Raw genomic sequence first — 14,451 nt, forward strand, 5'->3', positions numbered from 1 at the left:
ACCTCGTCCCCCAGCTACCGCTGGGAGGTGCCCCCAGCGTTGTCGAGGCACCCAAGTACGTCCAGCAATAGGAGCCTTTCCGCCTTGCGATGCACGGCACCAGACGCCGCGGGCTTAACCGGCAAGATCCGAAAGAGACGACCTAGGCCCGGTCGGTGGCCTCCTCCAGCCCCGTGACCTCCCGGACGTGGCGCAGGCTCGGTTCCAGCAGGACCGCGTGGAGCTGCTGGAACAGCCGGCGGGCCGCCACCGCGTTCCAGTCGGCCGGCAGGAGTTCGGCGGGCAGGCCCGGGTCGAGGTACGGGAGGCGGCGCCACTGCGTGAGCAGCGGCACGTAGTGGCGGAACGCCTCGGCGGGGCCGGGTTCCCCTTCCGCAGCGAGGAGGGCGGCGACGGGGGCGTAGGTGTCAGTGAAGGCCGCGTACTGCGTCTGGATCGCCGGGAAGTCCCACCAGGAGCTCACCGTCTGCGCCAGGTCGCTGAAGGCGGCGTAGTCGGCGGCGAACAGGTGCACGTACTCGCTGAGGCCGAGCCGTACGAGCATGGCGCGGGCGTCTTCGAGCAGCCGGCCCGGGGCCAGCCACACGCCCGGGGCGATGTTGCCGAAGCCGAGCCAGGTCAGCCGGGTGCGCAGCTGGTAGCGGTGGGAGCGCTCGGACTCCGGTACGGAGAACACCGCCATGGCCCAGCCGTCGGCCAGGTCCGCGGGTTCGAGGCTGGCGAAGATGCGGCGGTCGCCCTCGTCGAAGACGGGGTGCACGGCCGGGCTGAGCCGGTAGCCGGTGGCACCCCGGCGCTCCGGTTCGAGGACGCCGCGCTTCTTGAGCCGCGAGATCGCCGACCGCACCGCCGGGCCGTCGACGTCCAGCTCGCCCATCAGCGTGATCAGGTCCGCGATGGAGATCCAGCCGCCGAGGCGGCGCAGGAACGCTCCGTAGACGGTGTTGATCAATGAGCTGGGCCTGTGGGGGCTGTCCGACATGATCGCCTTCCGTTGTGCGCGGTCGCGATCATATCGAGCCCCTCCCCCGCCGCCCGCCCGCTTCTGCGGCAGCGGCGCCTGCGCGTACGCGCCGGAGACGAAGCCCCGTTCCCCGCGCAGCTGCACGACGTCAAGGCCGCGATCCGCTACGTCCGGCGGTTCGCCGCCGCCCTCGGCATCGACCCGGACCGGATCGCTGTCCGGGGCGAGTCGGCCGGCGGCACCTGGCCGCGCTGGCCGGCCCCGTCCGCCCCGGCAGTACGGACCCCGGCAGTCCGGAGGCACTGGAGGGCGCCCACGGCGTAGGCTCCGGCGACAGCGGCGACAGCGGCGTCCTGGCCGTCGTGGACCGGTACGGCGTCTGCGACCTCGTCGCCCTGGCCGCACACCCGATGACGCCGATGCCGTCCGGCCCCCGGGTTCCCCGACCCGTACGAGGCCCTGCCGGGCGCTCCCGTGGCTGAGCGGCCGGAGCCGGCCCGGGCCGCGAGCCCGGTCCCGTCAGGAGGATTCGCGGTGGATGAGCAGGGCCTCCACAGCGGGGACCGGGGGCGTCGTCCCCGTCTCGATCAGCTCGTGCAGGGCGTCGGCGACGCAGGCTGGCGAGGGGAGGTCCAGGCGGACCGTGGTCAGGGCCGGCTGCTGGAGGGCGGAGAGGACCAGGTCGTCGGACCCGACGATCGCGACCTCGTCCGGTACGGAGATGCCCTCGGCCCGGAGGGCGTGCAGGAGCAGCGCCGCGTACTCGTCGTTGTAGGCGAACACCGCGTCCAGGCCGAGGCTCGGCCAGCGCCGGGCGAGGGCCGTCGCGGACTCCCTGCTGTACGCGAGCTCGACCGGGGTCACCGTCGCCAGGTGCCGGGCGGCCACCGACTCGGCCCCGGCGAGGCGCGGGCCGGCGAGGGTACCGAGGCCGCGCTCCCGGGGGAGGACGACGCCGATCCTGGTCCGGCCCCGCGCGATGAGGTGCTCGGCCGCGGTGGCGCCGATGTGCGCGTGGTCGAAGCCGATGGTGTGGACGCCCTCCAACGGGCCGGCCGCGAAGGCGAGCAGACCGCGCACCCCGGCGCGGCGCAGCAGCTCGGCGGCCGGCGCCGTGAAACGGTCGCCGTCGAGGGCGAAGACGGCCGCCGGGCGGAGTTCGGCCCACGCCCGGGCGGCGTCGAGGGGGTCGGCGAAACGGCCCGCGTGCAAGACGGCCGTATAACCGTGGCGATCGAGCTCGCTGTGCAGGTCGTCGACCCAGTCGCTGACGAGGCGGCCGATCGCGGAGATCGAGGCGGGCATCAGGACGAGGTTGCTGCGGCCGGCGCGCAGGGACCGCGCTGCGGCATGAGGTACGTAGCCGAGCTGCCGGGCCGCGTCGAGCACGCGGGTGCGGGTGCCTGCGCTGACGCGGTGGCCCGGGGTGTCGTTCAGGACGAACGACACGGTGGCGCGTGACACCCCTGCGAGCCGGGCCACGTCGGCGCTGGTTATCGAGACGGGCGGCGCGGGGGCGTTCGTCTCCTTGGGCTCCCTGGGCATGGTCCTCAGCGCTCCCTTGGGTCGACGGTCACCTCTCTTCCAAAGTTACACGAGTTAGATCAGCGGCTCCTGTGGGCGTTGTGCAGGTGGCGGGAGGGCCCGGCGAGGTCGCAGGCGGCGGTGACGACCGAGTCGAAGCGCATCGTGGTCCGGGTCTGCCCGTCGTACGGCTGCCACCGCGGCATGCCGCAGTGGTTCGGGTCGCCCGTGCGGACGAAGGCGGTCCACGCCCGGTGCATGGTGTGCGCCAGGCCGTCGCGGGTGGCGGGGGCGAGCCCGGCGCGGAAGGGCACGTCCGGCCACTGCTCGAAGGTGTCGAAGACGAAGGGGAGTTCGAGGCAGTGTGCGGCGCCGGGCCGGCCCTCGTACGCGGACGCGTGGAAGTCGAACTGGCAGGCCCGGACCGGGTGCTCCGAGCCTGCCCTGGCCTCGGCCGGCCCGACGGACGGACGCGGAAGAGCTCGTCCGTGATCAGGTCCATGAGCATGCGGCCGGGGCGGGCCGTCTCGTACGCGGCGTAAACCTCGGGGGGCGGCCTCGGGGGCGGCCTCGGGGCGGCCTCGGGGGCGGCCTCGGGCCCGAAGGTCTCCGCGATCCGGCCGGTCGCCTGCTCCCTGGTGGCTGCCGCGTACCCCTCGTCGAGACCGAAGCCGGGCCGCCGAGGGCCGGGGCTCCGCCTTCCCTGCACATCTGCGGGGCGCCGGGCCGTCGGCGCTCGCGTCGCGCGTGCCGCTCCAGCCGGGGTGCGGCCTGGCGGGCCGCCGGCGCAACACGTGTAAGGCCATCACGTGGGTCGCGACCTCCTGCCGAACCACCCCGGGTTGCCCCACCTCGCCGCGGCCGCACGCGAAGTGCGCCCCACTCCCACGCGCCCAGCCTGCGCACCCCTTCTTGCTCCGTCCGGCGCGGCCGCGGCCCAAGATCCCGGCGATCCCGGCGCCGCGGCCGCGTTGCGCACGGCGTCAGGCGCTGCTGCTGCGGGACCTGCGGCGGCGCAGTGTGAAGGCGCCCGCCACGACGGCGATCAGGACGGCCGCGAGGGTCAGCAGCCAGGCCGGGATCCCGCCGACGGTGAGCAGTTCGCCGTGGTAGATCACCTTGCGGTACGGGGTGTCGGCGGCCGTGGCGCGCAGTTCGTGGTCGCCGTCGATGCGGCTCGGCTCCGGGAACTCCTGGTCGATCGCCGTCAGGAACGCCGGCTTGCCGCCGGTGAGCGTGGCGAGGCCGCCCTCCGGGGTGACCTCGCCGGCGAAGGTGACCTTCGGTTTGGCGCCGCCGATCGGGGAGGCGGGCTCCATCCGGTGGTCGGCCAGGATGTACAGGCCGAGGGACTGCGGGGTCTTGGCCAGCCGGGACAGCCGCATCGGGTAGACCAGCCGGTCGCTGTCGAAGCGGATCTTCAGCGGGTCGAGGGTGCCCGTCAGGGTCTTGCCCTGCTGCCGGGGAGCGAGGCGTACGGCGACGTACTCCCACTTCTGGTCGACGTACGGCTTCAGCTCGCCGGCGAGGCCGTCGGGCAGTTTGAAGCCATTGGTCTCCAGCCAGTTGCGCAGCGCGTCGGGGTCGGTCGCGGTGAGGCGCGCGACGTCGAAGTCGCCGAGCTGTTCGCGGCCGACGACACCGACCGAGGACCGGCCCGCGCCGGGCAGTGCGGCTCCCACCGTGTCGGACGAGCCGGAGGAGGAGAACGGCCAGTCGTTGTTGCGCGGCCAGAAGTAGCTGCGGGTCTTGAACTCGGGCCGGGTCAGCCAGGTCAGCTGCCGGAACATCTCCCCGTCGCCCAGCTCAACGCTCGCCCGCCCGGGTACCGGCATGATCCAGGCCGCCCGCGGGGCGTCCCCGCGGACCACGAACCGCATCACGATCTGTTCCGTACGGCCGTCGAAGCGCACGACGGAGGTCTCCCGTTCGACGCCGATGCGGGCGTAGCCCTCGGGGATCATCGCCCCGCAGCCGCAGGCGTACGCCGGGCTGACGAGGGATCCCAGCTGCGTCGCGAGCAGGGCCAGCAGCAGGGCGGCAATTCTTCGTCTCATCCACACGGGGTCTCAGACGAAGGCCCCCGTGATCCGGTTCCGGCCACGGCCTCGGGACACGCCCCGGGGCCGGAGTCCGGGCCCTGGTCACAGGGCCGTTCCGACTGACGGATTCCCCTGGTCAGGCCGGTTCCCGATGCCCATACTGCTCGCATGAGAGGGACGGACAAGCCGCGCAGCAGCCCCTTGGTGCCCGACGCGGTGGGGGCGGAGATCTCCCGGCACGACTGGGAGACCATCACGTGCGGCTGCGGCCGCAGCGCGGGGCATCTCGCGGACACCCTGTGGGCGGCGGCCGAGGGACACCCGGCCGCCTTCCGTGCGTTGGAGGGCCACGCGTTCCTTTCGGGGCGCCTGCACCCGCCCGCTCCGGCGGTGTGCGGGGTGCTGATGGCCGTCTGGTCGGCGGGCCCGCCGCGGCTGGCCACCCGCGAGGCGCTGCTGTGGACACTGCTGTCCCTGCTCGGCTCCGAGGACGACGGGTCCTCGTACGAGGCCGGGCTGTACGGGCAGTGCGCGGCGTACGTCCGCGCCGGACTGCCCTCGCTGCACCGCGCGGCGGCCGCCGCTCCGGGCACCGTGTCGGCCGCCTATGTGGACGGCGTCGTGGAGCTCCTCGGGCTGGGTTCCTGACGGCGCCGCGGTACACCGGCGGGGAGGCAGCGCCGCAGCAGGTCCGGGGTGACCTCGTCCAGGGACTGCGCGAAGGTCCGTACGGGCGAGGCCGGTACGGCCAGCAGCGACGGGACCACCAGCACCCCGCAGCCGGCCGCCTCCGCCGAGGCCGCGCCGTCCGGCGAGTCCTCCACCGCCACGCAGTCCCGTGCCTCGGCGCCGAACCGCTCGGCGGCCGTCCGGTACGGGTCCGGGTGCGGTTTGGTCCGGGCCGTGTCGTCGGCGGACAGGGTGAAGGCGAACGGGACATGGGCCAGCGAACCGCCGACCACCGAGTCGACGACCAGCCGCGGCGAGGCGCTGACCAGCGCGAAGGGCACGCCTTCCGCTTCGAGTGCGGTCAGCAGCCGCTGGGCGCCGGGCCGTATCGGCGCCCCGGCCTCCACCCGGCGGAAGAAGTCGGCGGTCAGGGCCGCCGCCACCTCGGACGGGTCTCCCCCTCCGCGGACCCGTACGAGGTGGGCGGCGGTGTCCTCGACGGCGCGGCCGACGACCTCGGGGGCGTCCGCGTCGGTGAGCTCGTGGCCGAGGCCGTGTGCGACCTGCTCGGTGGTCCGCCACCACAGCACCTCGGTGTCGACCAGGGTGCCGTCCATGTCGAACAGGACGGCGGCGAGCCCGTTCACGCGGACCGGGCCACGACGAGCACCGGGCGCTCGGCCAGGCCGACGACGGCCCGCGCGCCCGGAGCCAGCCCGCCTGCGTCCCGCGAGGGCAGGTCCGCCTTGACGGAGGTGCCGCCGGGCAGGTCGAGGTGGAGCCGGGTCACCGCGCCGAAGAAGGATGCGGAGACCACGGTGGCCATGCCCTCGGGGTCGGCGGTCGCGGTGACGTTCTCGGGCCGGACCAGCACTTCCACCTCCCGCGTCGCCGTCGGTACCGGGCCGTCGACGGGGAGCCGGGCGCCGGCCACCTCCACGAGGCCGGAGTCGGTGAGCTGTCCGGGCAGCCGGTTCATGGTGCCGACGAACTCGGCGACGAACGGCGTCGCGGGGCGCTCGTACAGTTCGGCCGGGGCGGCGCACTGCTCCAGGCGGCCGGCGTTCAGGACGGCGACCCGGTCGGCCATGGACAGCGCCTCCTCCTGGTCGTGCGTGACGAACACGGTGGTGATGCCGAGGGAGAGCTGGAGCCGGCGGATTTCGTCGCGCAGGTTGGCCCGTACCTTGGCGTCGAGCGCCGACAGCGGCTCGTCGAGCAGCAGGACGCGCGGGCGCAGTGCCAGGGCGCGGGCGAGTGCGACGCGCTGCTGCTGGCCGCCCGACATCTGGTGCGGGTAGCGGTCGCCGTGGTCGGGCAGGCCGACCAGGTCGAGGAGTTCGGCGGCCCGCTCGCGGCGCCGGGCCGCCCCGATCCCCCGCACGCGCAGGCCGAAGGCGACGTTGTCGCGGGCGCTGAGGTTCGGGAAGAGGCTGTAGGACTGGAAGACCATGCCGGCGTCGCGCCGGTTGGCCGGTACCCGGGTGATGTCCTCGCCGTCGACCAGGACCTCGCCGGAGTCGGGCTGCTCGAAGCCCGCGACCACGCGCAGGGCGGTGGTCTTTCCGCAGCCCGACGGGCCGAGCAGGGCGACGAGTTCGCCCGGCTCGATGGCCAGGTCGAGCCCGTCGAGGGCGACGGTGGAGCCGAACGCCCGCCGCAGGCCGCGGAATTCGACGCGCGCGCCCGCGGGGGTGGCGCGGTCCGCAGGCTCCTCGGGCTTCCTGGCCGCGGGAAGGGTGGTGGACATGTCGGTCAGGACTCCTTGCGGGAGGTGGGGGACGTACGGGGGGCGGAGGACGCCGTGGCGGGGTTGGTCCCGGCCCGCGAGAGGACGAGCAGCAGGAGCCAGGTGATGAGGAGGCTGAGGATGGAGACGGCCACCGACATCCGGGCGTGGGCTCCGGAGATCGAGACGATCCACACGGCGAACGGCCGGAAGCCCAGGAGGGAGGCGATGGTGAACTCGCCGAGGACCAGGGCCAGGGTGAGGAAGGCGGCTCCGGCGAGCGAGGCCCGCAGGTTGGGCAGGAGCACGCGCAGGACCACGTACGGCCAGCTCGCGCCGCAGCTGCGTGCGGCCTCGACGAGCGTCGGCACGTCGATGGCGCGCAGGCCGGCGTCGAGCGAGCGGTAGACGAAGGGCAGAGCCAGCACGGTGTACGCGAGGACCAGGACGACGGGGAACCGCTCGTCCTGCACGGCCAGGAAGGTCTGGTAGAGCGGGGTCCGCGACAGGTTCTCGGGGCCCCAGCGCAGGACGGTGGTGATGCCGGTGACCAGTGCGATGGGCGGGACCACCAGCGGCAGCATGCACATCACCTCCACGACCTGCCGCAGCCGCGGCGAGCCGAGCCGTACGGCGACCAGCGCGGGCACGGCGAGCAGCAGCGACACCGCGATGGTGGCGGCGGCCAGCCCGAGGGAGAGCAGCATGCTCTCGGTGAACCCGTCGGCGGCGAGCAGCTGGGTGTACGCCTCGAAGCTGATGCCCTGGCCGGGCACGTGCACGGTGAAGACGAAGGAGGCGAGGAGCGGGACGAGGAAGTACGCGGCCGCGAGCAGGAGTACGGCTCCGCGCCAGACGCGGGGGCGGGGGCGCCGGCGCGGCCGGGACGCCGGGCCGGGCGCCGTGGCGCCGGCCGTCGCCGCCGCGGTGTCCGGAGCGGCGTCCGGGGCGGTCGGTGCGGGCGTCGGGGTCATCGAAGCCATCGGGCGCTCCGTCGCTGGAGGGGCAGGTAGAGCGCCATGACGAGGCCGGCGATCAGGATCATGTCGAGGCCGAGGGCCAGCGCCACGTTCTCCTGTCCGGTCATCACGTTGCCGGACAGCGCGTCGGCGATCTTGAGCGTGACCAGCGGTACGGAGCCGCCGACGAGTGCCGCGGCCGTGGCGTGCGCGGCGAAGGCAGTGCCGAAGAGCAGCACGAATCCGCCGAGCAGGGAGGGCGTCAGGACCGGCAGTCCGACGTGCCGCCAGAACTGCCATCCGGTGGCCCCGTTGTTCTGGGCGGCTTCGCGCCACTGGGGGCGCAGTCCGTCCAGTGCGGGGACGGTCACGAGCACCATCAGGGGAGTGAGGAAGTACAGGTAGACCACGGCGAGGCCGGTGAAGGAGTACAGGCTCCAGCCGAGGCCGCCGAGGTCGGCGAGCTGGGTGACGACTCCGGAGATGCCGACGGTGGCGATGAACGCGAACGCGAGCGGGACGCCGCCGAAGTTGGCGAGGACTCCGGAGGCGGTCAGCGTGGCACTGCGCAGGGCCCGGGACCGGGAGGTGACCACGGCTTGGGCGATGAGGACCCCGAGCACGCCGCCTGCAGTCGCGGTGAGGGCGGAGAGCTCGACGCTGCCGATGAGCGAGCCGAGGTAGGGGCCCTGGAGCGAGCGCGCGAGGTGCTCGCCGGTCAGCCGGGTGGCGCCGCTCGCCGGGTCGGTCCGGGTGACCGCGCCGAAGGCGATGGCGCCGAGCGGGATGCCGAAGCAGAGCCCGGTGAAGGCGAGGAGCGGGAGGGCGGCGAGCCAGGTGCGCGGGCCGCGCCGCCGGCGGCGGCCGGTGCTGCCGCCGGCGGTCCCCTCCGGGTGGGAGACGAGGGTGGAGGGGGACATCAGGAGAGGGCCTTGTCCCACTTCTCGGCGAGGGTGGCCTTGGCCTTGTCCAGCTCCGCGGAGGCGGGGAAGGCCGGGGTGCCCTGGATCTGGGGGAGTTTGGCGGCGGCGTCCTTGTCGGCGGTGCCGTCCTGGGTCATGACCGGGAGCAGGACCGGGCGCGCGTGGCCCCCCAGCCAGAGGTTCTGGCCCTCGGCGCTGTAGAGGAACTCCATCCACAGGCGGGCGGCCGCCGGGTTCGGGGCCTCCTTGTTGATGGCCTGGGAGTAGTACTGGGCGTAGACGCCGTCGGCGGGGACGGCGACCTTCCAGTCGACGCCCTTGCCCTTGAACTGCTCGGCGTAGCCGGCGTTCAGGTAGTCCCAGTCGATGGAGATGGGCGTCTCGCCCTTCTCGACGGTGGCCGGGGTGGACTCGACCGGGATGAAGTTCCCGCTCCCCCGCAGCTGCCCGAAGAAGTCGATGCCGGGCTGGATGTCGGCGAAGGAGCCCTTGTTGGCGAGGGCGGCCGCCCAGACGCCGCCGAAGGCCGAACCGGACCTGGTCGGGTTGCCGTTGAGGGCAACCTTGCCCTTGTACTCGGGCTTCAGCAGGTCCGCGAAGGTCGCCGGGCAGTTCGGGATCTTGGCGGCGTCGCAGCCGATGGAGATGTAGCCGCCGTAGTCGTTGTACCAGCGGCCGTCGGCATCCTTCTGGCCGGCCGGGATCTTGTCCCAGGCGGTGACCTTGTACGGGGCGAACAGGTTCTCGCCGGCGCCGCTGCGGGCGAAGGCGATACCGAGGTCCATGACGTCGGGGGCGCGCTTCTGGCCCTTGCGGGACTTCACGGCGGCGATCTCGTCGGAGCTGGAGGCGTCCGGGTTCTCGCTGTTGACCTTGATCTTGTACTTGGCTTCGAAGGCCTTGATGATCTCGCCGTAGTTCGCCCAGTCCGGCGGCAGCGCGATGACGTTGAGCTGGCCTTCCTTCTGGGCGGCCGCGACGAGGGCGTCCATGCCGCCGAGGTCGGCGACCGAGGTGGCGGCGCCCGGCTGGACCTTGGACTTGCCGTCGGCGGCAGCGCCGCCGGCCTGGTCCGGAGCGGCGCCGCACGCGCTGAGCGTGGTGAGGACGGCGGCGCCGAGCAGTACGGCCGCACCGCGGCGGGCGGAGGAACTGAGCACGGTCTCTCCCGGAGACGGGTTGCTGACGGGGGTCTACTTGTCTGAACAAGTTGGCTCCAGTTCGCCCGGTCTCACTGTACGGACGGTGAACGGCTGCTGGACCGCGGGGCACGACTCGACGAAGAGACGAGAATGACCGAAAGAAGTCGTGACAAGAACGGTGCAATGATCTTCAACGCCTAGGCTGGCGGCACATCGGGACACGGTCGACGGCAGGGTCGAAGGCAAGGGGGCGGCACGGCATGGGAACGGTCCGGTATCTGGAGATCGCCGAGGCGCTGCGCACGGCGATCCTCTCCGGCGAGTACGCCGTGGGCGACCAGCTGCCCTCCGAGAGCGATCTGGCCGCCGGCTGGTCCGCCTCGCGCGGGACGGTCCGGCAGGCGGTGGCCACGCTCGCTGCGGAGGGGCTGATCGGTTCCCGCCAGGGCGCCCGGAGGATCGTTCTGCGCCATGAGCGGCGCCACAGCTTCGGCGAGCTGAACAGCTTCGCCCAGTGGGCCGAGGGGCTGGGCCAGGAGGTCTCCAGCCGCTTCCTGTCCCGCACCCGCCGGCCGGCCACTGCCGAGGAGGCGGACCGGCTCGCGCTGGCGCCCGGCACCGAGGTGCTGGCCGTGCTGCGGCTGCGGCTCCTCGACGGGACGCCCACCATGGTGGAGCGGACGGCGTACGCGGACTGGGTCGCGGCCGCGGTGGAGGCGATGCCGGACGACGTCCGCTCGGTGATGGACGGCCTCGCGAACGGGTCCGGGATCGTCGCCCACTACGGCGAGCACCTCATCGACGCCCTCCCGGCGGGCAGCGAGGACGCCCGGCTGCTGGAGATCCGGCGCGGGAGCCCGCTGCTGCGCCAGCGGCATGTCTCCGCCACCGCCAACGGACGCCCGATCGAGTGGACCGACGACCGCTACCGCGCGGGCAGCGTCACGTTCAGTGTGAGCAACTCGGCGGTAGCCACGCCCTTGGAGCGTCGCACGGGCGACGGGTGAGGATCAGTGGCCCGGCTCACCGAGCGGCTCGGTGATCGACGCATTGATCGACGCGTTGATCGACTCGCCGATCGCACCGGGCAGCCAGTCCGCGACCCGCCCGAAGCCGAAACCCAGGCCCGCTGCCCGGCCGTTGTCCAGGGCGTAGTCGCGGTCGAAGGAGAACGGCGAGGCGGGGGCGCCCTGTTCGACGATCAGGTGGTGCGCGGGCCGGCCGACCTGCTCGGCGACCAGCTCGCACAGCCCGAGGACGTCCAGGGCCCCGTGGGAGGCGGCGTCGACCACGCCGGTGAACTTCTGCCCCGCAGCCCACTGCAGGAACCGAGCGATCTCCCGGTGGTGGATGAAGGAGGTGGCGTACGGGGCCGCGTGGACGTCCACCGGGGTTCCGGCGGCGATCCGCCCCACGTAGTGCTCAAGGCGGCCGGTGAACTCCTCCCGGCCACCGCCCAGGACGTGGGCGGTCCGTACGGCGGCGAAGCCGAAGGGCTCCGGGCCACCGTCCTCCGGTTCACCGCGGAAGACGGCCTCGGCCTGCCGCTTGCCCTCGGCGTAGGCGCGGGCCTCGGGAGTGGGCGGCGCCGGGTCATACACCTCCATCGTGGAGGTCATCACGTACCGCCCGGTCCGCCCGGCGAAGACCCGGCGGGCGACGGCGGCCTGCAGCGGCGTGTAGCAAACCTGGTCGACGACGGTGTCGAAGGTACGTCCGCCGAGGGCGGCGAGCAGCTGCCCTTCGTCGTCGCGGTCGGCGACGAGGCGGCCGACGCCGGGCGGCGGGGCCGCCGAGCCGCGGTTGAGGAGGGTGACCTCGTCGCCCGCGTCGCGCAGGAGGGTGACCAGGTGCTTTCCGAAGTACCGGCTTCCGCCGATCACGAGAATCTTCTGCATGCACACGACTCTGCCGCTGTATCGTCCCCAGCAGAACCGATCACCTGCTGAACCGGTATGAAGGAAAACTGATGATCGACGTGCAGCGGCTGCGCATCCTGCGGGCCGTCGCCGAGCACGGCAGCTTCAACCAAGCGGCCCGGGCCCTGCTGCTGACCCCTTCCGCGGTCTCACAGCACATCGCCTCGCTGGAGCGGAGCCTGGGCCACCCGGTGGCGGTGCGCAGCACCCGCGGGGTCACCCTGACCGAGCCGGGGCGGCTGCTGGTGGAGGCGGCGGAGACGATCTCCGCGGAGCTGGACCAGGTCCGCCACGAGATCAGCCGGCTGACGGCGGAGCGGCCCGTGCTGACGATCGCCACGTTCACCAGCGGCGGCCGACGGCTGCTCCCGGCGGCGCTGGCCCGGTTCGTGGCCGCGCACCCCGAAGTCGAGCTGACCGTACGGGAGGCCGAACCGGAGACCGCGGTACCGATGGTGCGCAGCGGGGGCGCCGACCTCGCCCTGACGTACCACTTCGACGGCCCGCTGCCCCTGCGGGCCGGGCTCGACTGGACGCCGCTGATGGACGATCCGCTGTGGCTGGTCCTGCCGCGCGAGCACCGGTTCGCGGGCCGTGCCTCGCTCGGCCTCGCCGAACTCGCCGCCGACCGCTGGGTACTCGGCTGCCTCAAGACGGAGGCCTTCCTCCACCGGTACGCGGGGCTCGCCGCCTTCGACCTGCAGGTGGCCGCCTCCACCACCGACTACTTCTTCGCGCAGAGCCTCGTCGCCGCGGGCGTCGGCGTCTCGCTGGTGCCGCACGTGTCGCTGGCCCCGGAGGCCTCGGACTCGGTCGCGGTCGTACGGGTCGAACCGCCGCGCCCCGCCCGGCACATCGGGGTGGTCACCCCGCGCCGGCGGCGCCCGCAGCCGTACACCGAGGCGCTGACCGCGGCTCTGGCCGAGGCGGTGGAGCGGTGAACGCGCACCTGGCGGCCGGTCTCGCCGTCAATCCGGCGCTGCCGCCCGAGCTGCTCGACCGGCTGGTCGCACGTGCGGCCCCGGACCCGGACGAGGGGGCGGACCTCGCCCGGGCGCTGAGCGAGCGCACGGACCTCGGACCCGCCCGGGTGGCCGCGCTGGCCGCGCGCGACGTACACGACGCGATCCGCCTCGCCCGCGCGGGCCTGCTGAACCCCGCCGACGTGGACCCGGCGGCCCGGCCTTCGGTGGCCCTGGCCCTGCTGGACGAGGGCGCCGGACCGCCCGCCTGGGCCCGCCTGCTGGCTACCCATCCGGACCGGGAGATCCGCCGGACCCTGGCCTCCCGGCCCGGTCTGCCGCTCGACGTGGTGGAGAGCCTGGCCGCCGATCCGGATCCCGGCGTGGTCGCGGAGCTGGCCCTCTGGACGACCGAGCCGTCGGTCGCGGCCCGCCTCGCGGCGCATCCGCATGCCGAGGTGCGCAAGGGGGCCGCGGCCAACGAGGCGGTGCCGCCCGCCGCGCTGGCCGCGTTGATCACGGGCGAGGGGCTCTCACCGGCGCGCTCGTGCCTGGTCTGCGACCGCGAGGAGATCCCCTTCACGCACGATCCGTACTGCCCCCGGACGGACTGCAATCTGCGCGGCGGCGCCGCCTGCGCGGGCGGGCACGAGTCCACCGTGCATGAGACCTGGCAGCAGGCCGCCTGGAACCCGGCGACGCCGGTGGCGGCCGCGGCCTCCCTCACCGGTCATCCGTCCATGCTCATCCGCTGTGCGCTGGCCGAACGGAGCGATCTGCCACAGGAGTTGTACGCGCAGCTCGCCGAGGACCCGATTCCGGCGGTCCGCTCGGAGGTGGCCGGCAATCCCGCGATCGGCGAACCCCTGATCCGCGCCCTGGCCGCGCGCTGCGGGAAGGGCAAAAACGCCGGGGACGAGGTCGCCCACAGCCTCGCCCGCAACCCACGGGTGCCGCTCGACGTCCTCGCCCACCTGGCCGGGACGACCCGGATCGGGCCGACCCTGCTCCCGCGCATCGCCGCCGCCCGGCCCGCCGAACTCGCGGGACTCGCCGCGTCCCCGCAGGCCCGCGTACGGCTGCTCGTGGCCCAGCGGCGCGACCTGGCACCGGAGTTGCGCGACGCCCTCGCCGCCGACACGGATGCGTCGGTGGCCAAGGCCGTCGCCCCGCATCCGGGCCTGTCCGGGGAACAGCTGCGCGCCATGGTCGCGCGGCACGGCGTACGGGTCCTGGCACGGGTGGCGGCCAACCCGGACGCCCCGCCCGCCCTGTTGGAGGACCTGGCCCGGCACGATCCGCCGGTTCGGCGGGTGTTCCGCGAGATCGCCGGGCACCCGAACGCGACGGCCGCGGCGCTCCTGCCCTGCCTCGCCGACGAGAAGGCCCGTTCGCGGACCGCCGGTCACCCGGCCCTGCCCCCGGCGGTCCTCGCCGGCCTGCTGGCGGACGCCGATCCCGCTGTGGCCCGGGCCGCGGCCGCCAACCCCTCCCTGCCTCCCGCGGTGATGGCGGAACTGCTCACGGACTGGTGAGGGGACCGGGAGGAGGGTCCGGCCTGCGGATCGGCCGAGTGCGCCGCCTCCGGCAATTTGCGCCCGCGGGGCCGGATCGGTGA

The 14,451-nt window shown here is 73.8% G+C and carries 15 protein-coding genes; 5 read left to right on the forward strand and 10 right to left on the reverse strand.

Going from position 1 to position 14,451, the window contains the following annotated elements; all coding sequences use genetic code 11:
• Positions 1 to 142: 142 nt before the first annotated feature.
• Positions 143 to 982 carry a PaaX family transcriptional regulator gene (locus ABTY04_RS23605; protein ID WP_352215354.1) on the reverse strand — a complete coding sequence of 280 codons (840 nt, stop codon included), beginning with the start codon at positions 980 to 982 and terminating at the stop codon, positions 143 to 145.
• 12 nt (positions 983 to 994) lie between these two features.
• Here ABTY04_RS23605 and ABTY04_RS23610 point away from each other — a divergent pair, with 12 nt between their 5' ends.
• Positions 995 to 1,288 carry an alpha/beta hydrolase fold domain-containing protein gene (locus tag ABTY04_RS23610; protein WP_352215355.1) on the forward strand — a complete coding sequence of 98 codons (294 nt, stop codon included), beginning with the start codon at positions 995 to 997 and terminating at the stop codon, positions 1,286 to 1,288.
• 195 nt (positions 1,289 to 1,483) lie between these two features.
• On the opposite strand, the gene ABTY04_RS23615 is transcribed toward ABTY04_RS23610, so the two are convergent.
• From ABTY04_RS23615 to ABTY04_RS23625, 3 genes are all read right to left on the reverse strand, one after another.
• The gene (locus ABTY04_RS23615) at positions 1,484 to 2,509 is read right to left on the reverse strand and encodes a LacI family DNA-binding transcriptional regulator (protein WP_352215356.1); all 1,026 of its coding nucleotides are present in this window, start codon (positions 2,507 to 2,509) and stop codon (positions 1,484 to 1,486) included.
• 59 nt (positions 2,510 to 2,568) lie between these two features.
• Positions 2,569 to 3,294 carry a carboxylesterase family protein gene (locus ABTY04_RS23620; protein WP_352215450.1) on the reverse strand — a complete coding sequence of 242 codons (726 nt, stop codon included), beginning with the start codon at positions 3,292 to 3,294 and terminating at the stop codon, positions 2,569 to 2,571.
• 177 nt (positions 3,295 to 3,471) lie between these two features.
• Entirely contained in the window at positions 3,472 to 4,545 is a 1,074-nt protein-coding gene (locus ABTY04_RS23625) for a DUF2330 domain-containing protein (protein WP_352215357.1), read from the reverse strand.
• Positions 4,546 to 4,698: 153 nt separating this feature from the next.
• On the opposite strand from ABTY04_RS23625, the gene ABTY04_RS23630 reads away from it, so the two are divergent.
• Positions 4,699 to 5,178: a hypothetical protein gene (locus ABTY04_RS23630; protein WP_352215358.1), complete on the forward strand. Its 480-nt coding sequence runs from the start codon at positions 4,699 to 4,701 to the stop codon at positions 5,176 to 5,178.
• Here the strand turns inward: ABTY04_RS23630 and ABTY04_RS23635 are convergent.
• Genes ABTY04_RS23635 through ABTY04_RS23655 form a run of 5 tightly spaced genes read right to left on the reverse strand, consistent with a single transcriptional unit; the run spans position 5,136 to position 9,970 of the window.
• A complete protein-coding gene (locus ABTY04_RS23635) occupies positions 5,136 to 5,846 on the reverse strand; it encodes an HAD family hydrolase (protein ID WP_352215359.1) in 711 nt (236 codons plus the stop codon). The genes ABTY04_RS23630 and ABTY04_RS23635 overlap by 43 nt on opposite strands.
• Positions 5,843 to 6,949 carry an ABC transporter ATP-binding protein gene (locus ABTY04_RS23640; RefSeq protein WP_352215360.1) on the reverse strand — a complete coding sequence of 369 codons (1,107 nt, stop codon included), beginning with the start codon at positions 6,947 to 6,949 and terminating at the stop codon, positions 5,843 to 5,845. The genes ABTY04_RS23635 and ABTY04_RS23640 overlap by 4 nt, the downstream gene beginning before the upstream one ends.
• Before the next feature lie 5 nt (positions 6,950 to 6,954).
• Positions 6,955 to 7,911, reverse strand: a complete 957-nt coding sequence (locus tag ABTY04_RS23645) for an ABC transporter permease (protein WP_352215361.1) — start codon at positions 7,909 to 7,911, stop codon at positions 6,955 to 6,957.
• Positions 7,899 to 8,807 (reverse strand): ABC transporter permease, encoded by a 909-nt coding sequence (locus ABTY04_RS23650; RefSeq protein ID WP_352215362.1) that lies wholly within the window; start codon positions 8,805 to 8,807, stop codon positions 7,899 to 7,901. Before ABTY04_RS23650 ends, ABTY04_RS23645 begins: the two co-directional genes overlap by 13 nt.
• Positions 8,807 to 9,970, reverse strand: a complete 1,164-nt coding sequence (locus ABTY04_RS23655; protein ID WP_502996703.1) for an ABC transporter substrate-binding protein — start codon at positions 9,968 to 9,970, stop codon at positions 8,807 to 8,809. The genes ABTY04_RS23650 and ABTY04_RS23655 overlap by 1 nt, the downstream gene beginning before the upstream one ends.
• Positions 9,971 to 10,212: 242 nt before the next feature.
• On the opposite strand from ABTY04_RS23655, the gene ABTY04_RS23660 reads away from it, so the two are divergent.
• Complete coding sequence (locus ABTY04_RS23660) at positions 10,213 to 10,959, forward strand: GntR family transcriptional regulator (protein ID WP_352215363.1); 747 nt, start codon at positions 10,213 to 10,215, stop codon at positions 10,957 to 10,959.
• 3 nt (positions 10,960 to 10,962) lie between these two features.
• Here ABTY04_RS23660 and ABTY04_RS23665 read toward each other — a convergent pair whose 3' ends face one another.
• Positions 10,963 to 11,850, reverse strand: a complete 888-nt coding sequence (locus ABTY04_RS23665; RefSeq protein WP_352215364.1) for a Rossmann-fold NAD(P)-binding domain-containing protein — start codon at positions 11,848 to 11,850, stop codon at positions 10,963 to 10,965.
• A 71-nt stretch (positions 11,851 to 11,921) separates the two neighbouring features.
• Here ABTY04_RS23665 and ABTY04_RS23670 point away from each other — a divergent pair, with 71 nt between their 5' ends.
• Positions 11,922 to 12,812: a LysR family transcriptional regulator gene (locus ABTY04_RS23670; RefSeq protein WP_352215365.1), complete on the forward strand. Its 891-nt coding sequence runs from the start codon at positions 11,922 to 11,924 to the stop codon at positions 12,810 to 12,812.
• Entirely contained in the window at positions 12,809 to 14,368 is a 1,560-nt protein-coding gene (locus ABTY04_RS23675; protein WP_352215366.1) for a hypothetical protein, read from the forward strand. The genes ABTY04_RS23670 and ABTY04_RS23675 overlap by 4 nt, the downstream gene beginning before the upstream one ends.
• The last annotated feature ends 83 nt before the right edge of the window (positions 14,369 to 14,451 follow it).

This window comes from Streptomyces sp. NPDC097981 (genome assembly GCF_040302565.1).
In the GTDB taxonomy this organism is placed as follows: Bacteria; Actinomycetota; Actinomycetes; order Streptomycetales; family Streptomycetaceae; genus Streptomyces.

Excerpts from the sequence above, each read along its gene's own strand:
- ABTY04_RS23665 (WP_352215364.1), bottom strand. The coding sequence starts at position 11,850 with ATGCAGAAGATTCTCGTGATCGGCGGAAGCCGGTACTTCGGAAAGCAC.
- ABTY04_RS23650 (WP_352215362.1), bottom strand. The coding sequence starts at position 8,807 with ATGTCCCCCTCCACCCTCGTCTCCCACCCGGAGGGGACCGCCGGCGGC.
- ABTY04_RS23660 (WP_352215363.1), top strand. The coding sequence starts at position 10,213 with ATGGGAACGGTCCGGTATCTGGAGATCGCCGAGGCGCTGCGCACGGCG.
- ABTY04_RS23640 (WP_352215360.1), bottom strand. The coding sequence starts at position 6,949 with ATGTCCACCACCCTTCCCGCGGCCAGGAAGCCCGAGGAGCCTGCGGAC.
- ABTY04_RS23670 (WP_352215365.1), top strand. The coding sequence starts at position 11,922 with ATGATCGACGTGCAGCGGCTGCGCATCCTGCGGGCCGTCGCCGAGCAC.
- ABTY04_RS23615 (WP_352215356.1), bottom strand. The coding sequence starts at position 2,509 with ATGCCCAGGGAGCCCAAGGAGACGAACGCCCCCGCGCCGCCCGTCTCG.
- ABTY04_RS23630 (WP_352215358.1), top strand. The coding sequence starts at position 4,699 with ATGAGAGGGACGGACAAGCCGCGCAGCAGCCCCTTGGTGCCCGACGCG.
- ABTY04_RS23620 (WP_352215450.1), bottom strand. The coding sequence starts at position 3,294 with ATGGCCTTACACGTGTTGCGCCGGCGGCCCGCCAGGCCGCACCCCGGC.
- ABTY04_RS23625 (WP_352215357.1), bottom strand. The coding sequence starts at position 4,545 with ATGAGACGAAGAATTGCCGCCCTGCTGCTGGCCCTGCTCGCGACGCAG.
- ABTY04_RS23605 (WP_352215354.1), bottom strand. The coding sequence starts at position 982 with ATGTCGGACAGCCCCCACAGGCCCAGCTCATTGATCAACACCGTCTAC.
- ABTY04_RS23645 (WP_352215361.1), bottom strand. The coding sequence starts at position 7,911 with ATGGCTTCGATGACCCCGACGCCCGCACCGACCGCCCCGGACGCCGCT.